Source organism: Streptomyces sp. NPDC002994 (genome assembly GCF_040611155.1).
Lineage (GTDB): Bacteria > Actinomycetota > Actinomycetes > Streptomycetales > Streptomycetaceae > Streptomyces.
In genome coordinates, this window is the sequence record NZ_JBEXNQ010000029.1 from 26,296 (window position 1) to 45,763 (window position 19,468).

Here is a 19,468-nt window from a genome sequence, read left to right on the forward strand (position 1 = left end):
AGGGCAGGCACGATTCGCCCGATCATGGAGTTCTCTACGCTTCATGATCACCGGGGGGTCCGTGCCCGCCGTCCCTCATGCATTCTCGACCCGATCCGCGACCAGTTCCTCGCACTGCTTCCCGCTCGCGAGGAGCGGCCTCCGTGGGGTTGCCACAACCCGCGCATCAGTGACGGGGTGGTCTTCGACCGCCTGGTGCAGGTCCTGGTCTACGGCTGCGGATACGAGCGGGTGGCCGACCACCTGTGGCCCGCCACCACCCTGCGCCGCCGCCGCGACGAGTGGATCGCCACTGGGGTCATGGAGAGCCTGCGTCTGCGCGTGCTCGCCTGCTACGACCAGATGATTGGCCTCGAACTCGACCAGCTGTCCGCCGACGGCTGCATCGCCAAGGCGCCATCCGGCGGAGACTGCGCAGGCAAGAGCCCTGTCGACCGGGCCAAACTGGGCATGAAACGCTCGGAGTTGACGGACGGCTACGGCATACCGCTGGTCACCGACTCGGCGCCGGCCAACGCCCGCGACCACACCCTGCTGCCCGCCACCCTCGACCGCTTCGCCGACCTGGAAGCGGCTCTGGGGCCGCTGCCCGAGCAGCTGTGTCTGAGTCTGGACGCCGGCTACGACTACAGCATGGTCCACCAAGATCTCGACACCAGGCGGATCATCGGCAGGATCGCCGAGCGCGGCGCGAAGGCCTCGATCCAGGCCGGCGGACGCTGGGTGGTCGAGCGCACGAACTCCTGGATGAACAACTTCGGCAAGCTCCGCCGCTGCACCGAGCGACGAAGAGCCCCCGTCGAGTTCTCCTGGACCCTCTACCGCTGGGACATCGCCCTCGAAGTCCCCGAATCCGATGACCTACGGGCGGACGCCCTAAGCGAGAACATCCGGTACTTCCGTCGCGGCCTCGTTCCTGACCGTCGCGATAGTAGCCATGTACTTAATATCTATGTACTGTATCTGCCATGAGCGGAGCACATCCCAATCCCACGCCAGGCTTCCTGGTCTGGCGTCTCTCCATGAAGTGGCGGGTGGCGGTCGACCGGGCCATCGGCCCGCTGGGCCTGACCCACGCCCAGTACTCGCTGTTGGCCTCACTGCTCGGCATGCAGCAGGCCCGGCAGCAGCCCAGCCAACGCCAACTCGCTGACCACACCGGCCTCGAACCGCTCTACGTCTCGAAGCTGGCCCGCGCCCTGGAGGCCGCCGGTCTCGTCGCGCGCACCCCTGACCCCGCCGACACGCGGGCGGTCCGGCTGTCGCTCACCGACCAGGGCCGCGAGGTCACCCAACGAGCGATCGAGATCGTCCAGCAGCGGATGGACCAGCTGCTGGCGCCCACGGGCGGCCTGGACGGCGCACGCACCAAGGTGTTCGCCCGTGAGCTGGCGGCCCTGCTCGACGTACCACTCGACCCTTCGACCAAGGAGTAGTCATGTCCACCACCGCCCCTGCCACCCCCGCTCCCGCCGTCAACGGCCAGGTCGTCGGCCTGGCCCATTACGCCTCGCGCGCCGTCCTGGAGCGCGTGCTGGCCCGTAGCGGCACCACATTCCAGCAGTCGCTGGCGCTGGGCGCCGTCACGGGCAGCGGCGATGCCGTCGACCGCGACCAGCTGGTCACCCAGATGATCGAGCGCCTGAAGATCGACGAGTCGGCGGCACTGGAGACGATCGCCGAGCTGACCGCCTCGGGTCTGCTGGAGTCCCTGCCCGCCGAGGAGTCCCGCCTGCGGCTCACGGATGCGGGCCGGACGCTGAGCGGGGAGATCCGCGCCGCCGGCGCCGAGATCGCCGCCCGCCTGTACCGCGACATCCCCGCCGAGGACCTGGCGGCCGCCGCCCGCGTACTGACCCTCGTCACCGCCCGGGCCAACGCCGAACTGGCCGGCGCCGAGCAGTAGTCGCCACCAATTGCCAGCCCCCTACTGGCGGACGCTTTTAGTGGCCGCGTTGTGCGTCAGTCACTACGGGCGTGAAGGAAGAGGAACCGGCCGGGGGCGTTGTCAGTGCCGGGCAGTAGCATCGTCTTCGTCTGAGAGTCGGTCGTTGGGAAGGAGGGGATCATGATCAGTTGTTCGGCGCGGTTGTTGCGCACGGTCGGTCTTGTCCTCTTCCTCGTGACCGAGGTCCTCCTCATCGACAACGGCAGCTTCTCCGCCGCCGTCGCTCTCGCCGCCACCGCCGCCGCCGGGTCCGCCCTCGCGGCCTGCGCGCTCGTCGCGGCGCGCTCCGTTCCCGCCGTGCCGCGCACACGGGTGCGTACGGCGATACGGGACCGGGAGATACGCACCGCGTTCCTGCCCCAGCGTGATCCTGATGCGCGCGGGCGGACCAGGCCCCGGGCGCCGGGTCGTCGTCTCCTGACGACCACCGCGTAGGGGCGCGCACCGCCGCTTCATTGGAGTACGCCGCGTAGTTCGCGTACCCGCGTACGCACCGCCCCTCGTGGGTCGTCAATGCCGATCTGTCTCTCTTCCGGCACGACGAGACCCCTCGGAGGGCTCACCATGTCCGTTTTCGCCAGCCTGGTCGCACACCTCGCGGATCTGCTCGAACCGTTCTTCCACGCTTCCGCCGCAGCCGCCGCGATCGTCCTGTTCACCGCGTGTGTACGACTCGCCATCCATCCCCTGTCGCGGGCGACGGCCCGCGGCCAGAAGGCCCGCACCAAGCTCGCGCCGCAGGTCGCCGAGCTGCGCAAGAAGCACGGCAAGAACCCGGAGCGCCTGCAGAAGGCGATCTTGGAATTGCACGCCAAGGAGAAGGTCTCGCCGCTTTCGGGCTGTCTGCCCAGCCTGTTCCAGCTGCCGGCGTTCTTCCTGATGTACCACCTCTTCTCGAACCAGCAGATCGGAGGCGAAGCCAACGAACTCCTGACGCACAACCTCTTCGCGAGCCCGCTCGGCGATCGCTGGACCGACGCGCTGGCGGACGGCGGGGTCTTCGGGGCGCAGGGGCTGTTGTACGTCGCGCTCTTCGCGGTCGTAGCGGCGGTGGCCACGTTCAGTTACCGGCGTACGAAGCAGCAGATGGCGGCCTCCCCCGGCATGCCGGTCGCGGGCCCGGACGGAGTGCAGCTGCCGGGGGCCGGGGCGATGGGGGCGATGGTGAAGGTGATGCCGCTGATGTCGTTCGCGACGCTCATCACGGTGGCCGTGGTGCCGTTGGCTGCCGCGTTGTACGTCGTCACCAGCACCACGTGGAGTGCGGTCGAGCGGGCGTGGCTGTACCGGGACATTCCGGCTGGTGGGAGTGCGGTTGCTACTGCCGCGTAACGGTCCAGTCCGTGAACGGGGTCTTGCGGACTGGAACCGGACCTTGGAGGATCAGCCAATCCTCCGATGGCCGCACCCATCGGCCGGGGCCGAACGTGACTCTCGACCAGAGGAGACTGACCATGAAGCTGCTGCGTGTGGGAACGGCGGGTGCCGAACGTCCGGCACTGCTCGACCAGGACGGGACGCTCCGGGATCTGTCGGGCCTCGTCACGGACATCGACGGTGACCTGCTCGCCGACGAGGCGGCGCTCGGCCGGGTTCGCGTGGCTGCGGCGAGTGGTGAGCTGCCGGTGATCGACGACGAGGCCGGGACGCTTCGGGTCGGGCCGCCGCTCGGACGTATCGGCAAGATCGTGTGTATTGGACTGAATTATCACGATCACGCGGCCGAGACGGGGGCGGCGATACCCGCCGAGCCGATCATCTTCTTCAAGGCTCCGGACACGGTCGTCGGCCCTGACGACACGGTTCTCGTACCGCGCGGCAGCACGAAGACCGACTGGGAAGTCGAGCTGGCTGTGGTCATTGGCCGTACCGCCCGCTACCTGGACTCTGCCGAGGACGGGCTCGCGCATGTCGCGGGGTACGCGGTCGCGCACGACGTCTCCGAGCGCGAGTTCCAGATCGAGCGCGGCGGCACCTGGGACAAGGGCAAGAACTGCGAGACGTTCAACCCGCTGGGCCCGTGGCTGGTGACGGCGGACGAGGTACCGGATCCTCAGGCGCTGGGTCTGAAGCTGTGGGTGAACGGCGAGCTGAAGCAGGACGGCACTACTGCCGATCAGATCTTCTCGGTGGGGGAAGTCGTGCGGTACGTCAGCCAGTTCATGACGCTGTATCCGGGTGATGTCATCAACACGGGTACGCCGGCGGGTGTGGCCATGGGGCAGGCGGAGCCGAAACCGTATCTCCGGTCTGGGGATGTTGTTGAGCTTGAGGTTGAGGGGCTGGGGCGACAGCGCCAGGAGCTGAAGGACGCGTAGGCGGCGGCCCTTGCCGGGCTGGACAGCGCCGGACAGGCGCTGAGTTCTGCGGCCCTGGCCGCAGAACTCAGCCCGTCCGGCGTTTGAGGAAACGCCCGTGGGGCGTCCGGGGGCCCGGCCTCTGGCTCAGGAGCTGAAGCGCTCCAGGGCCTCCACCACCAGCGCGTGGTCTTCCGCCTGCGGGAGGCCGGAGACCGTGACCGTGCCGATCACGCCCGCGCCCTCCACCGCGATCGGGAACGCGCCGCCGTGCGCCGCGTACACGTCCGGGTCCAGGCGGGACGAGTCCTCGAACGTCGTCCCCTTGGCTCGAAAGCGGGTGCCGACCAGGTACGAGCTCTCCGCGTACCGTTCCACGACCCGGCGCTTGCGGTCGATCCACGCGTCGTTGTCCGCGCTCGACCCCGGCAGCGCGCAGTGGAAGAGCTGCTGCGCGCCCCGTCGGATGTCGATCGCCACCGGTGCGTCGCGCTCGCGCGCCAGGTCGACGAGGAGGCTGCCGAGGGCCCACGCGTCCTCGTGGGTGAAGCGCGGGAGGACCAGCCGGCGTTCCTGGGCGACCAGTTCGGTCAGCAGATCGGTGAGCAGTTCGGTGGGCGTGGACGTCATGACTGGACCTCCACCGTTACGCCCTCGCGGGCCGAGCGGCGCGCCGCCTCCAGTACGTCGAGTGCCGCTGCCGCCTGCGCCGCGGTGACCGGGGGAGCGGTGCCCGCGCGTACGGCGGTGGCTACGGCCGCGTAGTACGCCGGGTAGTCTCCCGGCAGCGTCGGGACCGGGCTGCCGCCGCCCGTCGCCGGGGACTCGCCCGCGCCGATGCGCCCCCAATCCGCCTCCGGCTCCTCGCCCCAGTTCCCGTCCGCCCCGGGCCGCCTGCCCTCGCGCAGCGCCGTCTCCTGCGGGTCCAGGCCGTACTTCACATAGCCCGCGCGCGAACCGAGCACCCGAAAGCGCGGGCCGAGCTGGGCGGTGGTGGCGCTCATGTAGAGGTGCGAGCGCACGCCGTTCGCGTGCGTGATCGCGATGAACGTGTCGTCGTCCGCCTCGGCGCCGGGGCGGCGTACATCGGACTCGGCGTACACCCGGACCGCCGGGCCGAACAGCACCAGCGCCTGGTCGACGACATGGCTACCCAGGTCGTACAGCAGCCCGCCGATCTCCGCCGGGTCGCCCGACTCCCGCCAGCCGCCCTTGAGCTGCGGGCGCCACCGCTCGAAGCGTGACTCGAAGCGCTGTACGTCGCCGAGCTCGCCGGAGGCGATCAGCTGCTGGAGAGTCAGGAAGTCGTTGTCCCAGCGGCGGTTCTGGAAGACGGAGAGGAGGACGCCGCGGTCCTCCGCGAGCGCGGCCAGCTCACGCGCTTCGGCGGCGGTGCCGGCGACCGGCTTGTCCACGACGACCGGCAGGCCCGCCTTGATGGCGGCGGTGGCGATCGGGACGTGGGTCTTGTTCGGGGATGCGATCACGATCAGGTCCAGCTCGTCCGTGCGCGCCCACAGCTCGTCGGGCGAGGCCGCGAGCCGGACGCCGGGGAACTGGGCGCGGGCCTGCTCCTGCCGCTCCGGGTTCGAGGTGGCGACCGTATCGAGAACGAGGCCCTCGGTCGCGGCGATGAGCGGGGCGTGGAAGACGGAGCCCGCGAGGCCGTAGCCCACGAGTCCTACGCGCAGCGGGGCGTGTGGGTTGGCGCGAGTGTCGGTGCCGGTGCCGGTGCCAGTCATGGCTCCCACTTAAGCAACGCTGTTGCCAAAGTGCAAGCGCAGTGGACAATGGGTCCGTGAACAGGAGCAATACGGGCGCGAACCTGCCGGCGCTGCGCAGCCACAACGCGGCGCTGGTCCTCGACCTGCTGCGTACGGCGGGCGAGGCGGGCATCAGCCGCCTGGAGCTCGCCGAGCGCACCAGCCTCACGCCACAGGCCGTCAGCAAGATCACGGCACGGCTGCGGGCCGAAGGTCTGGTGGTGGAGGCCGGCCGGCGCGCGTCGACGGGCGGCAAGCCGCGCACGGTGCTGCGGCTGGTGCCGGACGCCGGGTACGCGGTGGGGCTGCATCTGGACCGCGACGAGCTGACGGCGGTCCTGGTGGACCTGGCGGGCACGACGGTCGCCGTGCGGAGGTCGCCGCTGGACTTCGGGGCGGGTGCGGAGGTGGTGCTGGAAGCGGCGTCCCGCGAGATCACCGCACTGGGCCCTCACCAGTCCCGGCCCTTGGCGCGGCAGGCGCTGCTCGGGGTCGGGGTGGCCGCGCCCGGGCCGCTTGATCACGGGCGGGGGGTGTTGCATCGCGTCACCGGGTTTCCGCAGTGGGACGGGTTCGCGTTGCGGGACGTGCTGAGCGAGCGGCTCGGGCTGCCGGTGATCGTGGACAAGGATACGAACGCCGCCGCCCTCGGACTGGCTCTTCGGGCCCGTCCCGTCGGGGGGTCGTTCGCGTACCTCCATCTCGGTACGGGGCTCGGCTCCGGACTTGTGCTCGGCGGGGCGCTCTATCGCGGCGCGCGCACCGGGGCGGGTGAGTTCGGGCACCAGACGCTGCAGCTGGACGGGCCCGTCTGCGGCTGTGGTGGTCGCGGCTGCATTGAGGCGTTGTGCCTGGCCGCCGTCGCCCGCGGCGACCTCGCCGAGGCAGCGCGGGTGCTCGGGGCCGGGGCCGCCAACCTCGTCGGCCTGCTCGACATCGACCACGTGCTGCTCGGCGGCCGTGTCATCGCCGCTCATGAAGGGGTTTTCGTACGAGGTGTGGGGGAGGTGCTCAGTGAACTCGCCCGGCGCGAGGGCAGAGCGCCTGCCGTGCCGGTCGCCGCGGCAGGAGGCGATGGGCGCGGAGTCGCCGACGGGGCCGCGCAGTTGGTCCTCGCGCCGCTCTTCGGGCATGCGGATGTGGCGTTTCCTGGTAATGGGACTGGTAGTGGGACTGGTACTGGCAGTGCCGACTCGGCCGTTGGGGGGATTTAGCGGACTGTATGACCGCTCGCGGTCGTGGCGTGCGCGGTGGGGAGCTGTGCTCCTGGCAGGGTCATGAGGGCATGACCGGATGACCCCGACCGCTCCGCGATCTGCAAAGGCCCTCCCATGCGACTGCGCAGTGCCCCCGCCATCGCCCTCGGAGTCGCGGCAGTCACGATGGCTCCGGCGACGCTCGCCGACGCTGCGTCGCCTCCCCGGCCGGCCGTCGCGAAGGCGCCGGTAGCCAAGACGCCGGTAGCCAAGACGCCCGTAGCCAAGGCGCCTGTCCCCGGCGCGGACCAAGAGCCCTCGTGCGGTGATCCCGACTCCTCGGATTTCCCCCTTCGCACCCGCTTGCGCGGCGGCCCGGATACGTACGAGGCCGGCGGCGGCTTCGGGAACTGGTACCTCGAGCTCACCAACGCGACCGGCGAGAGCTGCCACAACATCCACCCGGTCATCGTCATGGTCAACGACGACCCCGACCGCGAACCCACGTCCGACAAGGCCGAGGCCCAGGCTCGGTTCGAGTTCTACGACGACGGTGCTCAGCGCTGGCGCTCGGTCCGCTTCGAGAAGACCGACGCGGACGAGCACATCGGCGTATTCGGCGACGGGTTCGCCGGATTCACGGTCGCCGCGGGCAAGACCGTCACCGTGAAAGTACGGCTCGCCTTCGCCTCGGGGGCCCGGTCCACCGATGTCGTCGCCAACGCCGCCGTCGTACAACGGCACGGTGACGACGGGGAGTGGGTCGGCGAGTCCAACGACTACCGCTTCACGGTCACCGGCCGCAGTGCCGGCCACGACCCCGACCCCGATTCCGATCCGGAGCGCGATTCCGAGCGCGATTCCGATCCTGACGCCAGCTCCAGCTCCAGCCCCGACGCCGGCGACGACGACGGTACGCCGCCCATCGCCGAGCGCCCCGATCGCCTGGCCATGACCGGCCGTACCCCTGGCAACCTGCTCACGCTCGGGGCCACCGCCGGCGCGCTTCTCCTCGCGGGCGCGGCGCTCATGGCCGGATCCCGGCGCCTCCGGGAGGCAGCGACGGCGATGCGACGGCGACAGTGACAGTGAATTCCCCCGCCTCCACCCCCGACCCCACCGGTGCCGGTCACGGCCGAGCCGTCGTTCCGCTGGTGCGGATGACGGCTCGCCGCCGTGACGAGCCGCACCGGGCGGCCACCCCGCTGGAGCTGTTCTTCGACCTCTGCTTCGTCGTGGCCGTGGCCCAGGCCGGCGCGCGGCTGGTGCACGCCGTGGCCGAGGGCGATACCGGGCACGGGATCACCGGCTACCTGTTCGTCTTCTTCGCGATCTATTGGGCCTGGGTCAACTTCACCTGGTTCGCGTCCGCCTACGACTGCGACGACGTTCCGTACCGACTCGCCACGCTGGTGCAGATCTCCGGCGTCCTCGTCCTGGCCGCCGGAGTCCCACGCGCCTTCGACCACGCCGATTACGGGGTCGCGATCTTCGGCTACCTGATCATGCGCGTCGCGCTCACCCTCCAGTGGCTGCGGGCCGCGCACGGCGAGACCGGCGCCGCGAGAGCAACAGCGCTGCGCTTCGCCGCCGGACTCGTGGTGGTGCAGGCGGGCTGGGTGGTGCTGCTGTTGCTGCCCGACGCCGCCTGGACGTGGGGCTTCCTGCTGCTGGCCGCCGCCGAGCTCGCCGTGCCGGTCTTTGCCGAGAGCCGCCACGAGACTCCCTGGCATCCGCATCACATCGCCGAACGCTACGGCCTGTTCACCATCATCATGCTCGGCGAAACCATTGCCGCCGCCACCGTGGCCGTACAGTCGGCCCTGGACGAATCAGCGGCGCTGGACGAACTGCTGCCGATCGCGGCCGGCGGGCTGGTCATCGTCTTCGCCGCCTTCTGGATCTACTTCGCCGTGCCCATTCACGCGTACCTCCGCTCCAACCGGCAGGCGTTCTTCTGGGGCTACGGCCACTACCTGATCTTCGGCTCCGCCGCCGCGATCGGCGCCGGCATCGAGGTGGCGGTCGAACAGGCGACGCACCACGCCCACATCTCCACGCTCGCGGCCTCCCTCGCCGTCACCGTTCCCACAGCCCTCTTCATGCTCACGGTGTGGCTCGTGCACGCCCGCCACTTCAAACGAGGCACCGCCCAGCACATGGTCCTGCTCGTCGGCGCGCTGCTCGTACTCCCCACCAGCTTCGCCGGGCACTGGGCCGTACCGCTGGCCGGACTGGTCGCCGCCTGCACGGTCGCCGTCGGCGTCTACCTCTCCGTCACCCAAGGCAGCCGGGGAACGCGCTGATCCACGCTGATCCAGCCGCCGCCCGCAGCCGGCGTTCAACATCGTCTGCGAACATCCACTCCGTGGACTACCCGAAGGACTACCCGTACGCGCACGACCAGGACCCCGGCGCGCCGATCCGCTCCGGCATCCCGGAGCACGGCCGCGTTCCCAAGTACTACGCCGTAAAGGCCCATATCGCCGCGCTGATCAGCGAATTGGGCGAGGGCGGGCTGCTGCCGACCGAGCGGGATCTCGCCGTACGGTACGAAGTCTCGCGCGAGACGGTGCGCCAGGCGCTGCGCGAGCTGCTGCTGGAAGGGCGCCTGCGGCGTCAGGGGCGCGGCACCGTTGTCGCCGGTCCCAAGCTCGAACAGCCACTCGCCCTGGCCAGCTACACCGAGGGCGTACGCCGTCAGAACCGCCGGCCCGGACGTCACCTCATCGGCCTCGACCGCTTCCCCTGTCCGGCGGCCCTCGCCGCCGACGTGGGAGTGGAGACCGGCGATCCGGTCTGGCATCTGGAGCGGGTGCTGCTCGCGGACGACGAGCGCGTGGGGCTGGAGAGTACGTACGTCGCCGTCTCCCGCATCCCGCGCCTGGACGCCGACTTCGAGCCGGACTCCTCGTTCTACTCGTACCTTCGTGATCATGTCGGCGTGTCCTTCGGCGACGCCGACGAGCGCATCGAGACGGTCCTGGCGACTCCTCGCGAGGCGCTCCTCATCGGTACTCCGCCGGCGCTTCCCATGCTGCTGATCCACCGGCTCTCGCGGGACGTGGAGGGCCGGCCGCTGGAGCGGGTGCGGACGCTTTTCCGGGGGGACCGTTTCAGCTTTACGGTGCGGCTCGGCGACCGGGGTTAGGTGTAGGCGTCAGGCGTGAGGCCGTGGGCCCGTCCGGTTGCTCGCATCCGCCGCCGATTCCCTCTCGTACCAGGAACGCCGCGGTGGCCGCCACGAACCGGTCGGCATCGTCCAGCCACGGGAAGTGTCCGGCTCCGGGCTGAATGACGAGTTCGGCGTTCGGGAACAGTTCGGTGAACTCGGCCATCGCGCGAGGAGGGGCTCCCAAGTCGACCTCACCGGCGAGCAGGAGCACCGGCTGCCGGAACAGTGCGAGCGCTGTGCGCGTGGCTTCCGGCGCGAAAGCGCCTTCGGCGGCGAAGGCGGTCGCGGCCTCCTTGTTCGTCTGCCCGTCCTCGGCGGCCTGATGGGCTTGGGCCACCTCGTCCCAGCGGCCGTAGAAGAACGGCGCGACGGCCTGCCAGCAGTCGTCCGTCGCCCGGCCGGCGACAATCGCCTCCAAGGCCGCGAACGCCGCGGCGAACCACGGTTCGTCCTGGCGGAGCTGGGCGGTCGCGCGCCGGACGTCTCCGGTGATCTCGATGCCGACGGCCCGCGTACTGGGCGTGATCAGCGCGAGCTTGCTGACGCGTTCAGGGTGGCGGCCCACGTACAGCGCCGCCAGATTCGCGCCGGCGGAATGCGCGAGCAGGTCCATCCGGTCGAGGCCGAGGTGCTCGCGCAGGGCCTCCACGTCGTCGACGAGCCGATCGCAGCGGTACGAGTCGGGGTCCTCCGGGGTCGCTGACTCGCCGGTGCCCCGAAGGTCCAGCATGATCAACTGCCGGTGCGCGGAAAGGCCGCCGAGGCCGCCCAGGTATGCGGAGGCCTGCATCGGCCCTCCGGGCAGGCAGACCACAGGAGGGCCGGGAGGGCCGGGAGGGCCGTCTCCGCACACGTGGTAGGCGAGCTTGGTTCCGTCGTACGCGGAGAAGGTTGGCATGGCCGAGACCCTGTCAGCGTCGTTCAGGCAGAGCAACAGACTTTCCCAGCGCAGATAACAGCAACATAACGGGTCTAGGCCATCCTTGGGTCGCTGTTCACCGTGCCGTCGCCGTGCGGATCCATCCGGGTCACCCGCCCCCAGGAGCGTGACCGCCGTGAGAGTCATAGTCGTTGGAGCCGGCGTCGTGGGAACCATGCACGCCTGGCACGCAGTGGAACGCGGCCACGAGGTCGTCCAGATCGAGCGCGAGACCGAAGCCCGCGGGGCCAGCCTCCGCAACTTCGGCCAGATATGGGTCAGCGGCCGCGCGGGCGGTGAAGAGCTCGAAACCGCCCTGCGCGCCCGCGAGCTCTGGGAGGGCATCGGGGCCCGCATCCCCGAGCTCGGCTTCCGGGCCATCGGCTCGCTGACGCCCGTACGCAACGACCTGGAGCTGGCCGTCGCCGAGGCCGCCCTGAACCGGCCCGACGCGGCCGCCCGCGGCTACAAGCTCCTGACGCCCGACGAGGCCCGCGCCGCGAACCCCGCCCTGCGCGGTGCGTTCCAAGCCGCCCTGTGGTGCGAGCGTGACGCAGCCGTAGAGCCGCGCACCGCCCAACTGGTCCTCAAGCAAGCACTGTTGAGGTCAGGTCGGTACACCTTCATCGGCGGGCGTGAAGTCCGTGAGGTCATCGGTGAGAACGCCGTCCGGGACGACCACGGCGACGTACACACCGGTGACGCAGTCGTCCTCTGTACGGGCGCCTGGCTCGGCGGGCTCGTCAAGGAGCTCGTCCCCGATCTGCCCGTACGCCGCGTCCGCCTCCAGATGATGCAGACCGAACCCCTCGGCGAGGCCCTCACCACCTCCGTCGCCGACGCCGACAGCTTCCGCTACTACCCCGCCTACGCGAGCGACGCCCTCGACGCGCTCAACGCCGCCCAGGCGCAGGAGCCGACCGCCGCCGCGCACAAGATGCAGCTGCTCATGGTCCAGCGCCGCGACGGCGGACTGACCATCGGTGACACCCACGAGTACGAGCACCCTTTCGCCTTCGACGTCGTGGAGGAGCCGTACGAACACGTCGCCCGGGTGGCCGAATCCTTCCTCGGCCGCCCGCTCCCCAAGATCCGGCACCGCTGGGCGGGTGTTTACGCGCAGTGCACCGACACGAGCCGCGTCGTACACCGTCAGCAGGTGCGCGACGGCGTGTGGCTGGTGACCGGTCCCGGTGGGCGTGGCATGACGTGCTCACCGGCCATCGCCGAAACAACCGCGAACGAACTGGGCTGGTGAAACGAAGATGAATGAAACACACGCGATCAAGCTCGTCGTCCTCGACATGGCCGGCACCACCGTCGCCGACGGCGGACTCGTCGAGCAGGCCTTCTCCGCCGCCGCCGAGCGCCTCGGTGTCGAGCCGGGATCGGACGATCACGCCACGAAGCTCGAATACGTACGGGCCACCATGGGCGAGTCCAAGATCTCCGTCTTCCGGCACCTCTTCGGGGACGAAGCCAAGGCCCAGCGGGCCAACGCCGCCTTCGAGGAGGCGTACGGCAACCTCGTCGACGCCGGGCACATCGCGCCCGTCCCCGGCGCCCGCGCGACCATCGAGAAGCTGCGGGCTGAGGGCCGGCGCGTGGTCCTGACGACTGGATTCGCCCGCGTCACGCAGGACGCGATCCTCGACGCCCTCGGCTGGCAGGGGCTCGTCGAGCTGACGCTCTGCCCGGCCGACGCGGGTGGCCGGGGCCGGCCGTACCCGGACATGGTGCTCGCCGCGCTGCTGCGCACGGGCGCCGCCGACGGGGTGCGGGAGATCGCGGTCGCCGGCGACACGTCGTACGACATGCTCAGCGGCACCCGCTCCGGCGCGAGCGTCGTCGCGGGCGTCCTGACCGGCGCGCACGACCGCGAGCAGTTGCTCGCCCACGGCGCGACGCACGTCCTCGGCTCGGTCGAGGAGCTGCCCGATCTGCTGGCCGGGGAGGGGCGATGACGAGCGGCATCCGGTTCGACAACGTCTCGGTCGCGTACGGCAGGCCCGGTGAGAACACAGTGCTCGACTCGCTCGACCTGACCGTCGAGCCGGGTGAGGTCATGGCGCTGCTCGGGCCTTCGGGGTCCGGCAAGACCACTGCCCTGCGGGCCGTCGCCGGGTTCGTGCGGCCGGCTTCCGGGCGGGTCTTCATCGGGGAGCGCGACGTCACCGGGCTGCCGCCGTACCGGCGCGGCATCGGCATGGTCGTCCAGCAGTACGCGCTCTTCCCGCACCTGCGCGTCGAGGACAACGTCGCCTTCGGCCTGAAGGCGCAGAAGGTGAACAAGGGCGAGATTCCCGGGCGGGTCGCCGAGGCGCTGGACATGACCGGCATGGCGTCGTACGCCAAGCGCTATCCGCGCGAGCTGTCCGGCGGCCAGCAGCAGCGCGTCGCGATCGCGCGGGCGCTCGCCATCCGGCCCGGTGTGCTGCTGCTGGACGAGCCGCTGTCGGCGCTCGACGCGCAACTCAGGTCCGGGATGCTGGCCGAACTGGCTCGGTTGCACCGTGAGTTGCCCGACGTCTCGATCCTGTACGTCACCCATGACCAGGTCGAGGCGCTGACCCTCGCGGACCGTATCGCCGTCATGGACAAGGCGCGGCTCCAGGACGTTGGTACGCCGCAGCAGCTGTACCGCAGGCCGACGACGGAGTTCACCGCGTCGTTCGTCGGCAACGCGAATCTGCTTCCGGTCACGGTCGGCGGAACCGGAGCGGGCGTCTCCTTCGCCGGTACGCCGCTGAAGGTCGCGACCGGGGGTGCGGCGGGCGGTGCGACGGCCACCTTGTGCGTACGCCCGCACCTGGTCGGCCTCGGGGACGGACCGAACGCCTTGCGCGGCACGATCGCGGAGGTTCAGTGGCGGGGCGCCACGCACCGGCTGTACGTCGACGTGGCCGGCCACCGCCTCAAGGCGGACCTGCGCGAGCTGCGCGAGACGCCGGCGCTGGGGGAGGAAGTCACGGTGCATTTCGCTGCGGAGGACGCGGTGCTGCTGGGGGCGGGGGTGGCTTCCGATGGCTAGTGCGGATGGGGTGCGGCGGGCCTCGGGCCGCGCGGGGATACCCACCCGCACCCCCCGTGCGGCAGAGGCGGAAAGTGCGGGCCCCCTGGTGGGTGGCACCACGCCGTCGGCGACCGCAGCTGATGCCGACGACCGGCCCACGGTGCCCGACCCGGCGCGTGACGTGAAGAGCCAGAGCCAGAGTCAGAACCCGAACCCGCTCACCGCCACCGCCCCCGTCGGGGGGCAGGCCACCGGGCAGGACGCCCCAGGGGCGGCCGACCGGCCCACCGCGCCTGCGGACGGCGCGCGGGGCGCGGCGGAGACCGCCGCTGGACAGTCCGCCGGGCAGGCCGGCGCGGCAAGTTCCGCCGAGCCGGCCTCCGGGCAGAGCACCGAAAAGCCCAACGGGGCGAAGACCCTCGGACGGCCCTCGCGGGCCGACGAAACAGAGCCCGGCGATCACGGGTTCAACCCGCATGCCGGGCCGAGCGACGGAGAATCCGGCCGGCGCGCGGGGCAGTCCGGCCCCATGCGGCCCGGGGCCGAGCCGACCGGTGCTGGGCCCTCGGGCACGGAGCTTGCCGGCCAGGGCCCCATGCGGCCCGGCGCCGAGCCGACCCGGGCCGGGCCCTCGGGCACGGAGCCTGTCGGCCAGGGCCCCATGCGGCCCGGCGCCGAGCCGACCCGGGCCGGGCCCTCGGGCACGGAGCCTGCCGACCAAGGCCCCCCGCAGCCCGGCGCCCAGCCAACCCGGGCCCAGCCGACCCGCGCCACCCCCCGTTGGCTCTGGGCGCTGCCTCCCGTTGCCGTGCTCGGGGTCTTCTTTCTCTACCCCCTCACCCTCGTCGTCCAGCAGTCCTTCTCGCCCGACGACGGCGGCGGCACCTCCGTCGAGCCGTACGCCGAGGTCTTCGCCTCCGAGGCGTTCCGTGACGCGCTGGCCACCACCGTGTGGCTGGCCGTCGGGTCCACCGTCGGGTGTCTCGTCCTCGGCTTCGTACTCGCCCTCGTCATCGCCTTCGTGCCCTTCCCCGGCGGCAAGGCGGTCTCGAAGTTCATCGACGTGTTTCTGTCCTTCCCGTCCTTCCTGATCACCCTCGCGCTGCTGTTCATCTACGGCACCGTCGGGATGGCCAACGGCGTCTGGACCGACGTCACGGGCGCCGCCGAAGGGCCCTTCCACTTCCTCACCACCCCGTGGGGCGTACTCCTCGCCGAGATCACCTACTTCACCCCCTTCGTGATGCGGCCCCTCCTCGCCGCCTTCTCCCAGCTCGACACCGCCCAACTCGAAGTCGCCTCGTCGCTGGGTGCGAAGCCCGCCCGGATCGTGCGGCGGGTGATCCTCCCCGAAGCGCTCCCCGCTCTCGCCGCCGGCGGCAGCCTCGTCCTCGTCATGTGCCTGAACGAGTTCGGCATCGTCCTCTTCACCGGAGCCAAGGGCGTCACGACTCTCCCGATGCTCGTCTACAGCAAGGCGATCCTCGAATCCGACTACCCCGCCGCCTGCGTCGTCGCCGTCGTCAACATCGCGATCTCCGTGGGCCTCTACAGCCTCTACCGGGTGGTGAGCCGTCGTGTTGGTGCATAGCCGTACGGGAAAGTGGGCGACCTGGGGCGTCTTCCTCGTCCTCTTCGTCCCGCTCTTCGCCCTGCCCCTCCTCGTCATCGCCGCCGCGTCCTTCTCCACCAACTGGTCCGGCGCCTTCCCCTCAGGACCGACCGCCGGGCACTACACCTCCGCCGTACGCGGCGAGTCCCTCCAGGCACTCACCACCAGCCTGGTCACCGCCCTCACCGCCAGCCTTCTCGCGCTGACCGTCGGCAGCTGGGCCGCCCTCGCCGCCGCCGCGCTCAAGAAGAACGGAAAGCGCGTCCTCGACGCGCTGTTCATGCTGCCCGTCGCCGTGCCGTCCGTCGTCGTCGGACTCGCCGTCCTCGTCGCCTTCTCGCAGCCGCCCATGCTGCTCAACGGAACGCGCGGGATCGTGATCCTCGCGCACACCGTTCTTGTCACGGCGTTCGCCTACCAGTCGGTTTCGGCCGCCATCCTGCGCCTGGACCCGATGTACGAGCAGGCAGCCGCATCCCTCGGCGCCCGACCCTCGTACGTTCTGTGGAAGGTGAAGCTCCCGCTCCTGCTGCCGTCCCTCAACGCGGCCGCCGGCCTCTGCTTCGCCCTGTCCATGGGCGAGCTGAGCGCCACGATGATGCTCTACCCGCCGGACTGGATGCCGCTCCCGGTGCAGATCTTCACCGCCACCGACCGCGGCTCCCTCTTCACCGGCTCGGCAGTCGCCGTGGTCCTCATGGGTACGACGCTGCTCGTGCTGCTCGCGGTCTCCCGCATCCGCACCCGAGCTTCCTTCCGCTGACACGACTGTCACGACCCTCCTCAAGGAGATGCGAACGCTATGGCCCGTAACGCCCGTCACCTCATCAAGCCGATCACCGCCGCCACCGGCAGCCTCGCGCTCGCCGCATCCCTCTCCGCCTGCGGCGGCTCGTCCGCCGCCTCCGACGAGAAGATCGTCACCGTCTACAGCGCCGACGGCCTCAAGGGCGAGAACGGCGACGGCTGGTACGACCAGGTCTTCAAGGACTTCGAGAAGAAGACCGGCATCAAGGTGAAGTACGTCGAGGGCGGCTCCGGCGAGATGGTGCAGCGCGCCGCCCGCGAGAAGTCCAACACCCAGGCCGACGTCATGGTCACCCTGCCGCCCTTCATCCAGCAGGCCGACGCGAAAGGGCTGCTGACGGCGTACGAGCCCCAGGGCGCCGGCCAGGTCGCCGCCGCCAACAAGGCGGCCGACGGCAAGTGGACCTCCGTCGTCAACAACTACTTCGGCTTCATCCAGAACACCAAGGAGCTCAAGGGCGCGAAGGCGCCGCAGACCTGGGAAGACCTCCTCGACTCCTCCTACAAGAACAAGCTTCAGTACTCCACGCCCGGCGTCGCGGGCGACGGCACCGCCGTCGTCATCAAGGCCATGCACGACTTCGGCGGCAAGGAACCGGCGATGGAGTACCTGAAGAAGCTCCAGGCCAACAACGTCGGCCCGTCCTCCTCCACCTCCAAGCTCGCGCCGAAGGTCGACAAGGGCGAGATCCTGGTCGCGAACGGCGACGTACAGATGAACTTCGCGCAGTCCAAGTCCATGCCGAACCTGGGCATCTGGTTCCCCGCGAAGGAGGGCGGCAAGCCCACCACCTTCGCCCTCCCGTACGCCGCCGGCCTCGTCAACAAGGCTCCACACACCGCGAACGGCAAGAAGCTCCTCGACTTCATGCTCACCGAGGGCGCGCAGCAGCAGGTCAGCGAGATCGGCGGCGGCTTCCCGGCCCGTACGGACGTCAAGGCATCCGGCCCCAACGCCACCGAACTCACAAACCTCCTCAAGGGAGTTGAGATCTTCGAGCCGGACTGGAACGACATCGGCACCAACCTCGACGACTACATCGACGCCTGGAAGTCGGCAACTGGAAGCTGATCAGTAACCATTCGGCCAAGCTTGGCTGCGAGGGTCTGGACCGGTCTCCGTTATCACGCAAAGGTAACGGGTCTGGTCCAGACCCCCACGCGTTCACGTTGGAGGATCACATGTCCCGAGGTATACCCAGACGTTCCGTTCTCGCCGCCGGCACAGCAGCGGCCGCCGCAGCAGCCGTCGCCGCCGGACCCCTCGCCGCAGCCCCCGCCCACGCGGCCACCGCCGCCCCCACCCTCCCCAATGGCACCAGCCTCGACAAGGTGCTCGTGATCGGCATGGACGGCGTACGCCACGACAGAATCGCCGCCGCCAAGGCCCCGCACCTCAAGTCCCTGATGGCGAACGGCACATACGGCACCTCGCTCCTCTACGCCAACCCCATGGCCGCCACCTCCTCCGGCCCCGGCTGGTCGACCATCGCCACCGGAGTCTGGCCCGACAAGCACGGCGTCAAGGACAACACCTTCACCGGCAAGAACTACGCCCGCTACCCCGGCTTCCTCGCCCGCCTCGCCCAGGTGCGCCCCGCCCTCTCCACCTACGCCGCCGTCGACTGGAAGCCGCTGGACGCCCAGGGCACGGTCACCCCCGGCGCCGACGCCAAGCTCGTGCTCGACGGTGACGCCGACGGCTACACCGGCCACGACGCCACCATCGCCGCCGAGACCGAGTCGATCCTGCGCGACCAGAACCCGGACGTCCTCTTCGTCTACTTCGGCCAGACCGACATCGTTGGCCACAACTCCGGCGCCGCCAGCTCGAAGTACCTCGACGCCATCGACGTACAGGACGCCTACGTAGGCCGCCTCCTCGCCGCCATCACATCTCGCCCCGCCTACGCCTCCGAGCGCTGGACGGTCATCGTCACCACCGACCACGGCCACACCGACCCCGGCGGCCACGGCGGAAGCGCCATCGAGGAGCGGCGTACGTTCGTCCTCGCCCAGGGGCCGGGAATCGCCGCCGGTGCCCGCCCCATCGACACCCGGCTCGTCGACGTCGCCGCCACCGTCTTCAAGCAGCTCGGGATCACCCCGGACCCCGCCTGGGGCCTGGACGGCAAGCCCATCCAGGAGCGCTCCACCGACCCCTTCGACGCCCTGCACTCCTCCCTCTCCCCGCGCGTCGACGAGACCGGCATCCCGGCCGGCGTCCTCGGCTTCACGCACACCGCGCCCAGCGGCTGGTCCGTCATCAACAACGCGATGGGCACCGGCGGCATGACCGAGTGGCGCGGCTGGTCCTTCGCCACCGACGAGTTCTGGTCCAGGACCCAGCGCGACCAGTCCCGCGAGCTCAACGTCCGCTCGCGCGGCGTCTTCGCGGTCGCCGACTCCGACGAGTGGGCGGACAAGACCTTCTCCGGTACGTACGACTCGACGCTCGTCACCCCGGCGTACGCCGTCGGGGGCAAGGCCACCGTGAAGCTAGACTTCACCACCTTCTACCGCCAGGAGGGCAGCCAGAGCGCCCAGATCCTCGCCTCCTGGAACGGCGGCACGCCGGTCGCCGTCAAGTCGTACACCTCGGACGTCGTCTCACAGCCCCAGACCCTCACCCTGAACGTCCCTTCCGGGGCCACCAGCGTCAGCTTCCGCTTCCGGTACACCGGCAGCAACAACTGGTACTGGGTGATCGACGGGGTGAAGATCACCGCAGGCTGATT

At 70.3% G+C, this 19,468-nt stretch carries 19 protein-coding genes and 1 pseudogene; 17 read left to right on the forward strand and 3 right to left on the reverse strand.

The features are described from left to right. The first annotated feature begins 24 nt into the window (after window positions 1-24). The 6 genes and pseudogenes from ABZX79_RS30365 to ABZX79_RS30390 all read left to right on the forward strand — a co-directional run bounded on the left by ABZX79_RS30365 (window position 25) and on the right by ABZX79_RS30390 (window position 4,266). A pseudogene (locus ABZX79_RS30365) lies at window positions 25-860 on the forward strand (transposase). A gap of 108 nt (window positions 861-968) precedes the next feature. After that, window positions 969-1,436 carry a MarR family transcriptional regulator gene (locus tag ABZX79_RS30370; protein WP_355264709.1) on the forward strand — a complete coding sequence of 156 codons (468 nt, stop codon included), beginning with the start codon at window positions 969-971 and terminating at the stop codon, window positions 1,434-1,436. Between the two features lie 2 nt (window positions 1,437-1,438). Beyond that, window positions 1,439-1,906 (forward strand): MarR family winged helix-turn-helix transcriptional regulator, encoded by a 468-nt coding sequence (locus ABZX79_RS30375; protein WP_355264712.1) that lies wholly within the window; start codon window positions 1,439-1,441, stop codon window positions 1,904-1,906. A 162-nt stretch (window positions 1,907-2,068) separates the two neighbouring features. Beyond that, a complete protein-coding gene (locus ABZX79_RS30380; protein WP_355264715.1) occupies window positions 2,069-2,383 on the forward strand; it encodes a DUF6412 domain-containing protein in 315 nt (104 codons plus the stop codon). Window positions 2,384-2,512: 129 nt separating this feature from the next. After that, the gene (locus ABZX79_RS30385) at window positions 2,513-3,280 is read left to right on the forward strand and encodes a YidC/Oxa1 family membrane protein insertase (protein ID WP_355264718.1); all 768 of its coding nucleotides are present in this window, start codon (window positions 2,513-2,515) and stop codon (window positions 3,278-3,280) included. A 122-nt stretch (window positions 3,281-3,402) separates the two neighbouring features. After that, window positions 3,403-4,266: a fumarylacetoacetate hydrolase family protein gene (locus ABZX79_RS30390; protein ID WP_355264721.1), complete on the forward strand. Its 864-nt coding sequence runs from the start codon at window positions 3,403-3,405 to the stop codon at window positions 4,264-4,266. 126 nt (window positions 4,267-4,392) lie between these two features. Here ABZX79_RS30390 and ABZX79_RS30395 read toward each other — a convergent pair whose 3' ends face one another. After that, entirely contained in the window at window positions 4,393-4,875 is a 483-nt protein-coding gene (locus ABZX79_RS30395) for a heme-degrading domain-containing protein (protein WP_355264724.1), read from the reverse strand. Then, window positions 4,872-5,987 carry a Gfo/Idh/MocA family oxidoreductase gene (locus ABZX79_RS30400; RefSeq protein WP_355264727.1) on the reverse strand — a complete coding sequence of 372 codons (1,116 nt, stop codon included), beginning with the start codon at window positions 5,985-5,987 and terminating at the stop codon, window positions 4,872-4,874. Before ABZX79_RS30400 ends, ABZX79_RS30395 begins: the two co-directional genes overlap by 4 nt. 56 nt (window positions 5,988-6,043) lie before the next feature. Between ABZX79_RS30400 and ABZX79_RS30405 the strand changes: the two genes are divergently transcribed. The 4 genes from ABZX79_RS30405 to ABZX79_RS30420 all read left to right on the forward strand — a co-directional run bounded on the left by ABZX79_RS30405 (window position 6,044) and on the right by ABZX79_RS30420 (window position 10,355). Beyond that, the gene (locus ABZX79_RS30405) at window positions 6,044-7,222 is read left to right on the forward strand and encodes an ROK family transcriptional regulator (RefSeq protein WP_355264730.1); all 1,179 of its coding nucleotides are present in this window, start codon (window positions 6,044-6,046) and stop codon (window positions 7,220-7,222) included. A 117-nt stretch (window positions 7,223-7,339) separates the two neighbouring features. Continuing rightward, the gene (locus ABZX79_RS30410; RefSeq protein ID WP_355264733.1) at window positions 7,340-8,290 is read left to right on the forward strand and encodes a hypothetical protein; all 951 of its coding nucleotides are present in this window, start codon (window positions 7,340-7,342) and stop codon (window positions 8,288-8,290) included. Window positions 8,291-8,364: 74 nt separating this feature from the next. Continuing rightward, entirely contained in the window at window positions 8,365-9,510 is a 1,146-nt protein-coding gene (locus ABZX79_RS30415; protein ID WP_355264918.1) for a low temperature requirement protein A, read from the forward strand. 62 nt (window positions 9,511-9,572) lie between these two features. Then, window positions 9,573-10,355 carry a GntR family transcriptional regulator gene (locus ABZX79_RS30420; RefSeq protein WP_355264736.1) on the forward strand — a complete coding sequence of 261 codons (783 nt, stop codon included), beginning with the start codon at window positions 9,573-9,575 and terminating at the stop codon, window positions 10,353-10,355. Here ABZX79_RS30420 and ABZX79_RS30425 read toward each other — a convergent pair. After that, the gene (locus tag ABZX79_RS30425; RefSeq protein ID WP_355264739.1) at window positions 10,327-11,277 is read right to left on the reverse strand and encodes an alpha/beta hydrolase; all 951 of its coding nucleotides are present in this window, start codon (window positions 11,275-11,277) and stop codon (window positions 10,327-10,329) included. The two genes, ABZX79_RS30420 and ABZX79_RS30425, sit on opposite strands and share 29 nt — an antisense overlap. A 157-nt stretch (window positions 11,278-11,434) precedes the next feature. On the opposite strand from ABZX79_RS30425, the gene ABZX79_RS30430 reads away from it, so the two are divergent. The 7 genes from ABZX79_RS30430 (at window position 11,435) to ABZX79_RS30460 (ending at window position 19,466) form a co-directional block, all read left to right on the forward strand. Beyond that, a complete protein-coding gene (locus ABZX79_RS30430) occupies window positions 11,435-12,556 on the forward strand; it encodes a TIGR03364 family FAD-dependent oxidoreductase (protein ID WP_355264742.1) in 1,122 nt (373 codons plus the stop codon). A 7-nt stretch (window positions 12,557-12,563) separates the two neighbouring features. Then, a complete protein-coding gene (locus ABZX79_RS30435; RefSeq protein ID WP_355264745.1) occupies window positions 12,564-13,262 on the forward strand; it encodes a phosphonatase-like hydrolase in 699 nt (232 codons plus the stop codon). Then, complete coding sequence (locus ABZX79_RS30440) at window positions 13,259-14,329, forward strand: ABC transporter ATP-binding protein (RefSeq protein WP_355264748.1); 1,071 nt, start codon at window positions 13,259-13,261, stop codon at window positions 14,327-14,329. The genes ABZX79_RS30435 and ABZX79_RS30440 overlap by 4 nt, the downstream gene beginning before the upstream one ends. Window positions 14,330-14,906: 577 nt before the next feature. Further along, window positions 14,907-15,902, forward strand: coding sequence for a 2-aminoethylphosphonate ABC transporter permease subunit (locus tag ABZX79_RS30445; RefSeq protein WP_355264921.1), 996 nt, complete (start codon window positions 14,907-14,909; stop codon window positions 15,900-15,902). Next, entirely contained in the window at window positions 15,889-16,686 is a 798-nt protein-coding gene (locus tag ABZX79_RS30450) for an ABC transporter permease subunit (RefSeq protein WP_355264751.1), read from the forward strand. The genes ABZX79_RS30445 and ABZX79_RS30450 overlap by 14 nt, the downstream gene beginning before the upstream one ends. Window positions 16,687-16,725: 39 nt before the next feature. Continuing rightward, window positions 16,726-17,802: a 2-aminoethylphosphonate ABC transporter substrate-binding protein gene (locus ABZX79_RS30455; RefSeq protein ID WP_355264754.1), complete on the forward strand. Its 1,077-nt coding sequence runs from the start codon at window positions 16,726-16,728 to the stop codon at window positions 17,800-17,802. 110 nt (window positions 17,803-17,912) lie between these two features. Next, a complete protein-coding gene (locus ABZX79_RS30460) occupies window positions 17,913-19,466 on the forward strand; it encodes an alkaline phosphatase family protein (protein WP_355264757.1) in 1,554 nt (517 codons plus the stop codon). Window positions 19,467-19,468: the final 2 nt, after the last annotated feature.

Coding starts and splice junctions, on each gene's coding strand:
- ABZX79_RS30400 (WP_355264727.1), bottom strand. CDS start 5,987: ATGACTGGCACCGGCACCGGCACCGACACTCGCGCCAACCCACACGCC.
- ABZX79_RS30395 (WP_355264724.1), bottom strand. CDS start 4,875: ATGACGTCCACGCCCACCGAACTGCTCACCGATCTGCTGACCGAACTG.
- ABZX79_RS30410 (WP_355264733.1), top strand. CDS start 7,340: ATGCGACTGCGCAGTGCCCCCGCCATCGCCCTCGGAGTCGCGGCAGTC.
- ABZX79_RS30390 (WP_355264721.1), top strand. CDS start 3,403: ATGAAGCTGCTGCGTGTGGGAACGGCGGGTGCCGAACGTCCGGCACTG.
- ABZX79_RS30375 (WP_355264712.1), top strand. CDS start 1,439: ATGTCCACCACCGCCCCTGCCACCCCCGCTCCCGCCGTCAACGGCCAG.
- ABZX79_RS30445 (WP_355264921.1), top strand. CDS start 14,907: ATGCGGCCCGGCGCCGAGCCGACCCGGGCCGGGCCCTCGGGCACGGAG.
- ABZX79_RS30435 (WP_355264745.1), top strand. CDS start 12,564: ATGAATGAAACACACGCGATCAAGCTCGTCGTCCTCGACATGGCCGGC.
- ABZX79_RS30415 (WP_355264918.1), top strand. CDS start 8,365: ATGACGGCTCGCCGCCGTGACGAGCCGCACCGGGCGGCCACCCCGCTG.
- ABZX79_RS30370 (WP_355264709.1), top strand. CDS start 969: ATGAGCGGAGCACATCCCAATCCCACGCCAGGCTTCCTGGTCTGGCGT.
- ABZX79_RS30455 (WP_355264754.1), top strand. CDS start 16,726: ATGGCCCGTAACGCCCGTCACCTCATCAAGCCGATCACCGCCGCCACC.
- ABZX79_RS30385 (WP_355264718.1), top strand. CDS start 2,513: ATGTCCGTTTTCGCCAGCCTGGTCGCACACCTCGCGGATCTGCTCGAA.
- ABZX79_RS30440 (WP_355264748.1), top strand. CDS start 13,259: ATGACGAGCGGCATCCGGTTCGACAACGTCTCGGTCGCGTACGGCAGG.
- ABZX79_RS30460 (WP_355264757.1), top strand. CDS start 17,913: ATGTCCCGAGGTATACCCAGACGTTCCGTTCTCGCCGCCGGCACAGCA.
- ABZX79_RS30425 (WP_355264739.1), bottom strand. CDS start 11,277: ATGCCAACCTTCTCCGCGTACGACGGAACCAAGCTCGCCTACCACGTG.
- ABZX79_RS30380 (WP_355264715.1), top strand. CDS start 2,069: ATGATCAGTTGTTCGGCGCGGTTGTTGCGCACGGTCGGTCTTGTCCTC.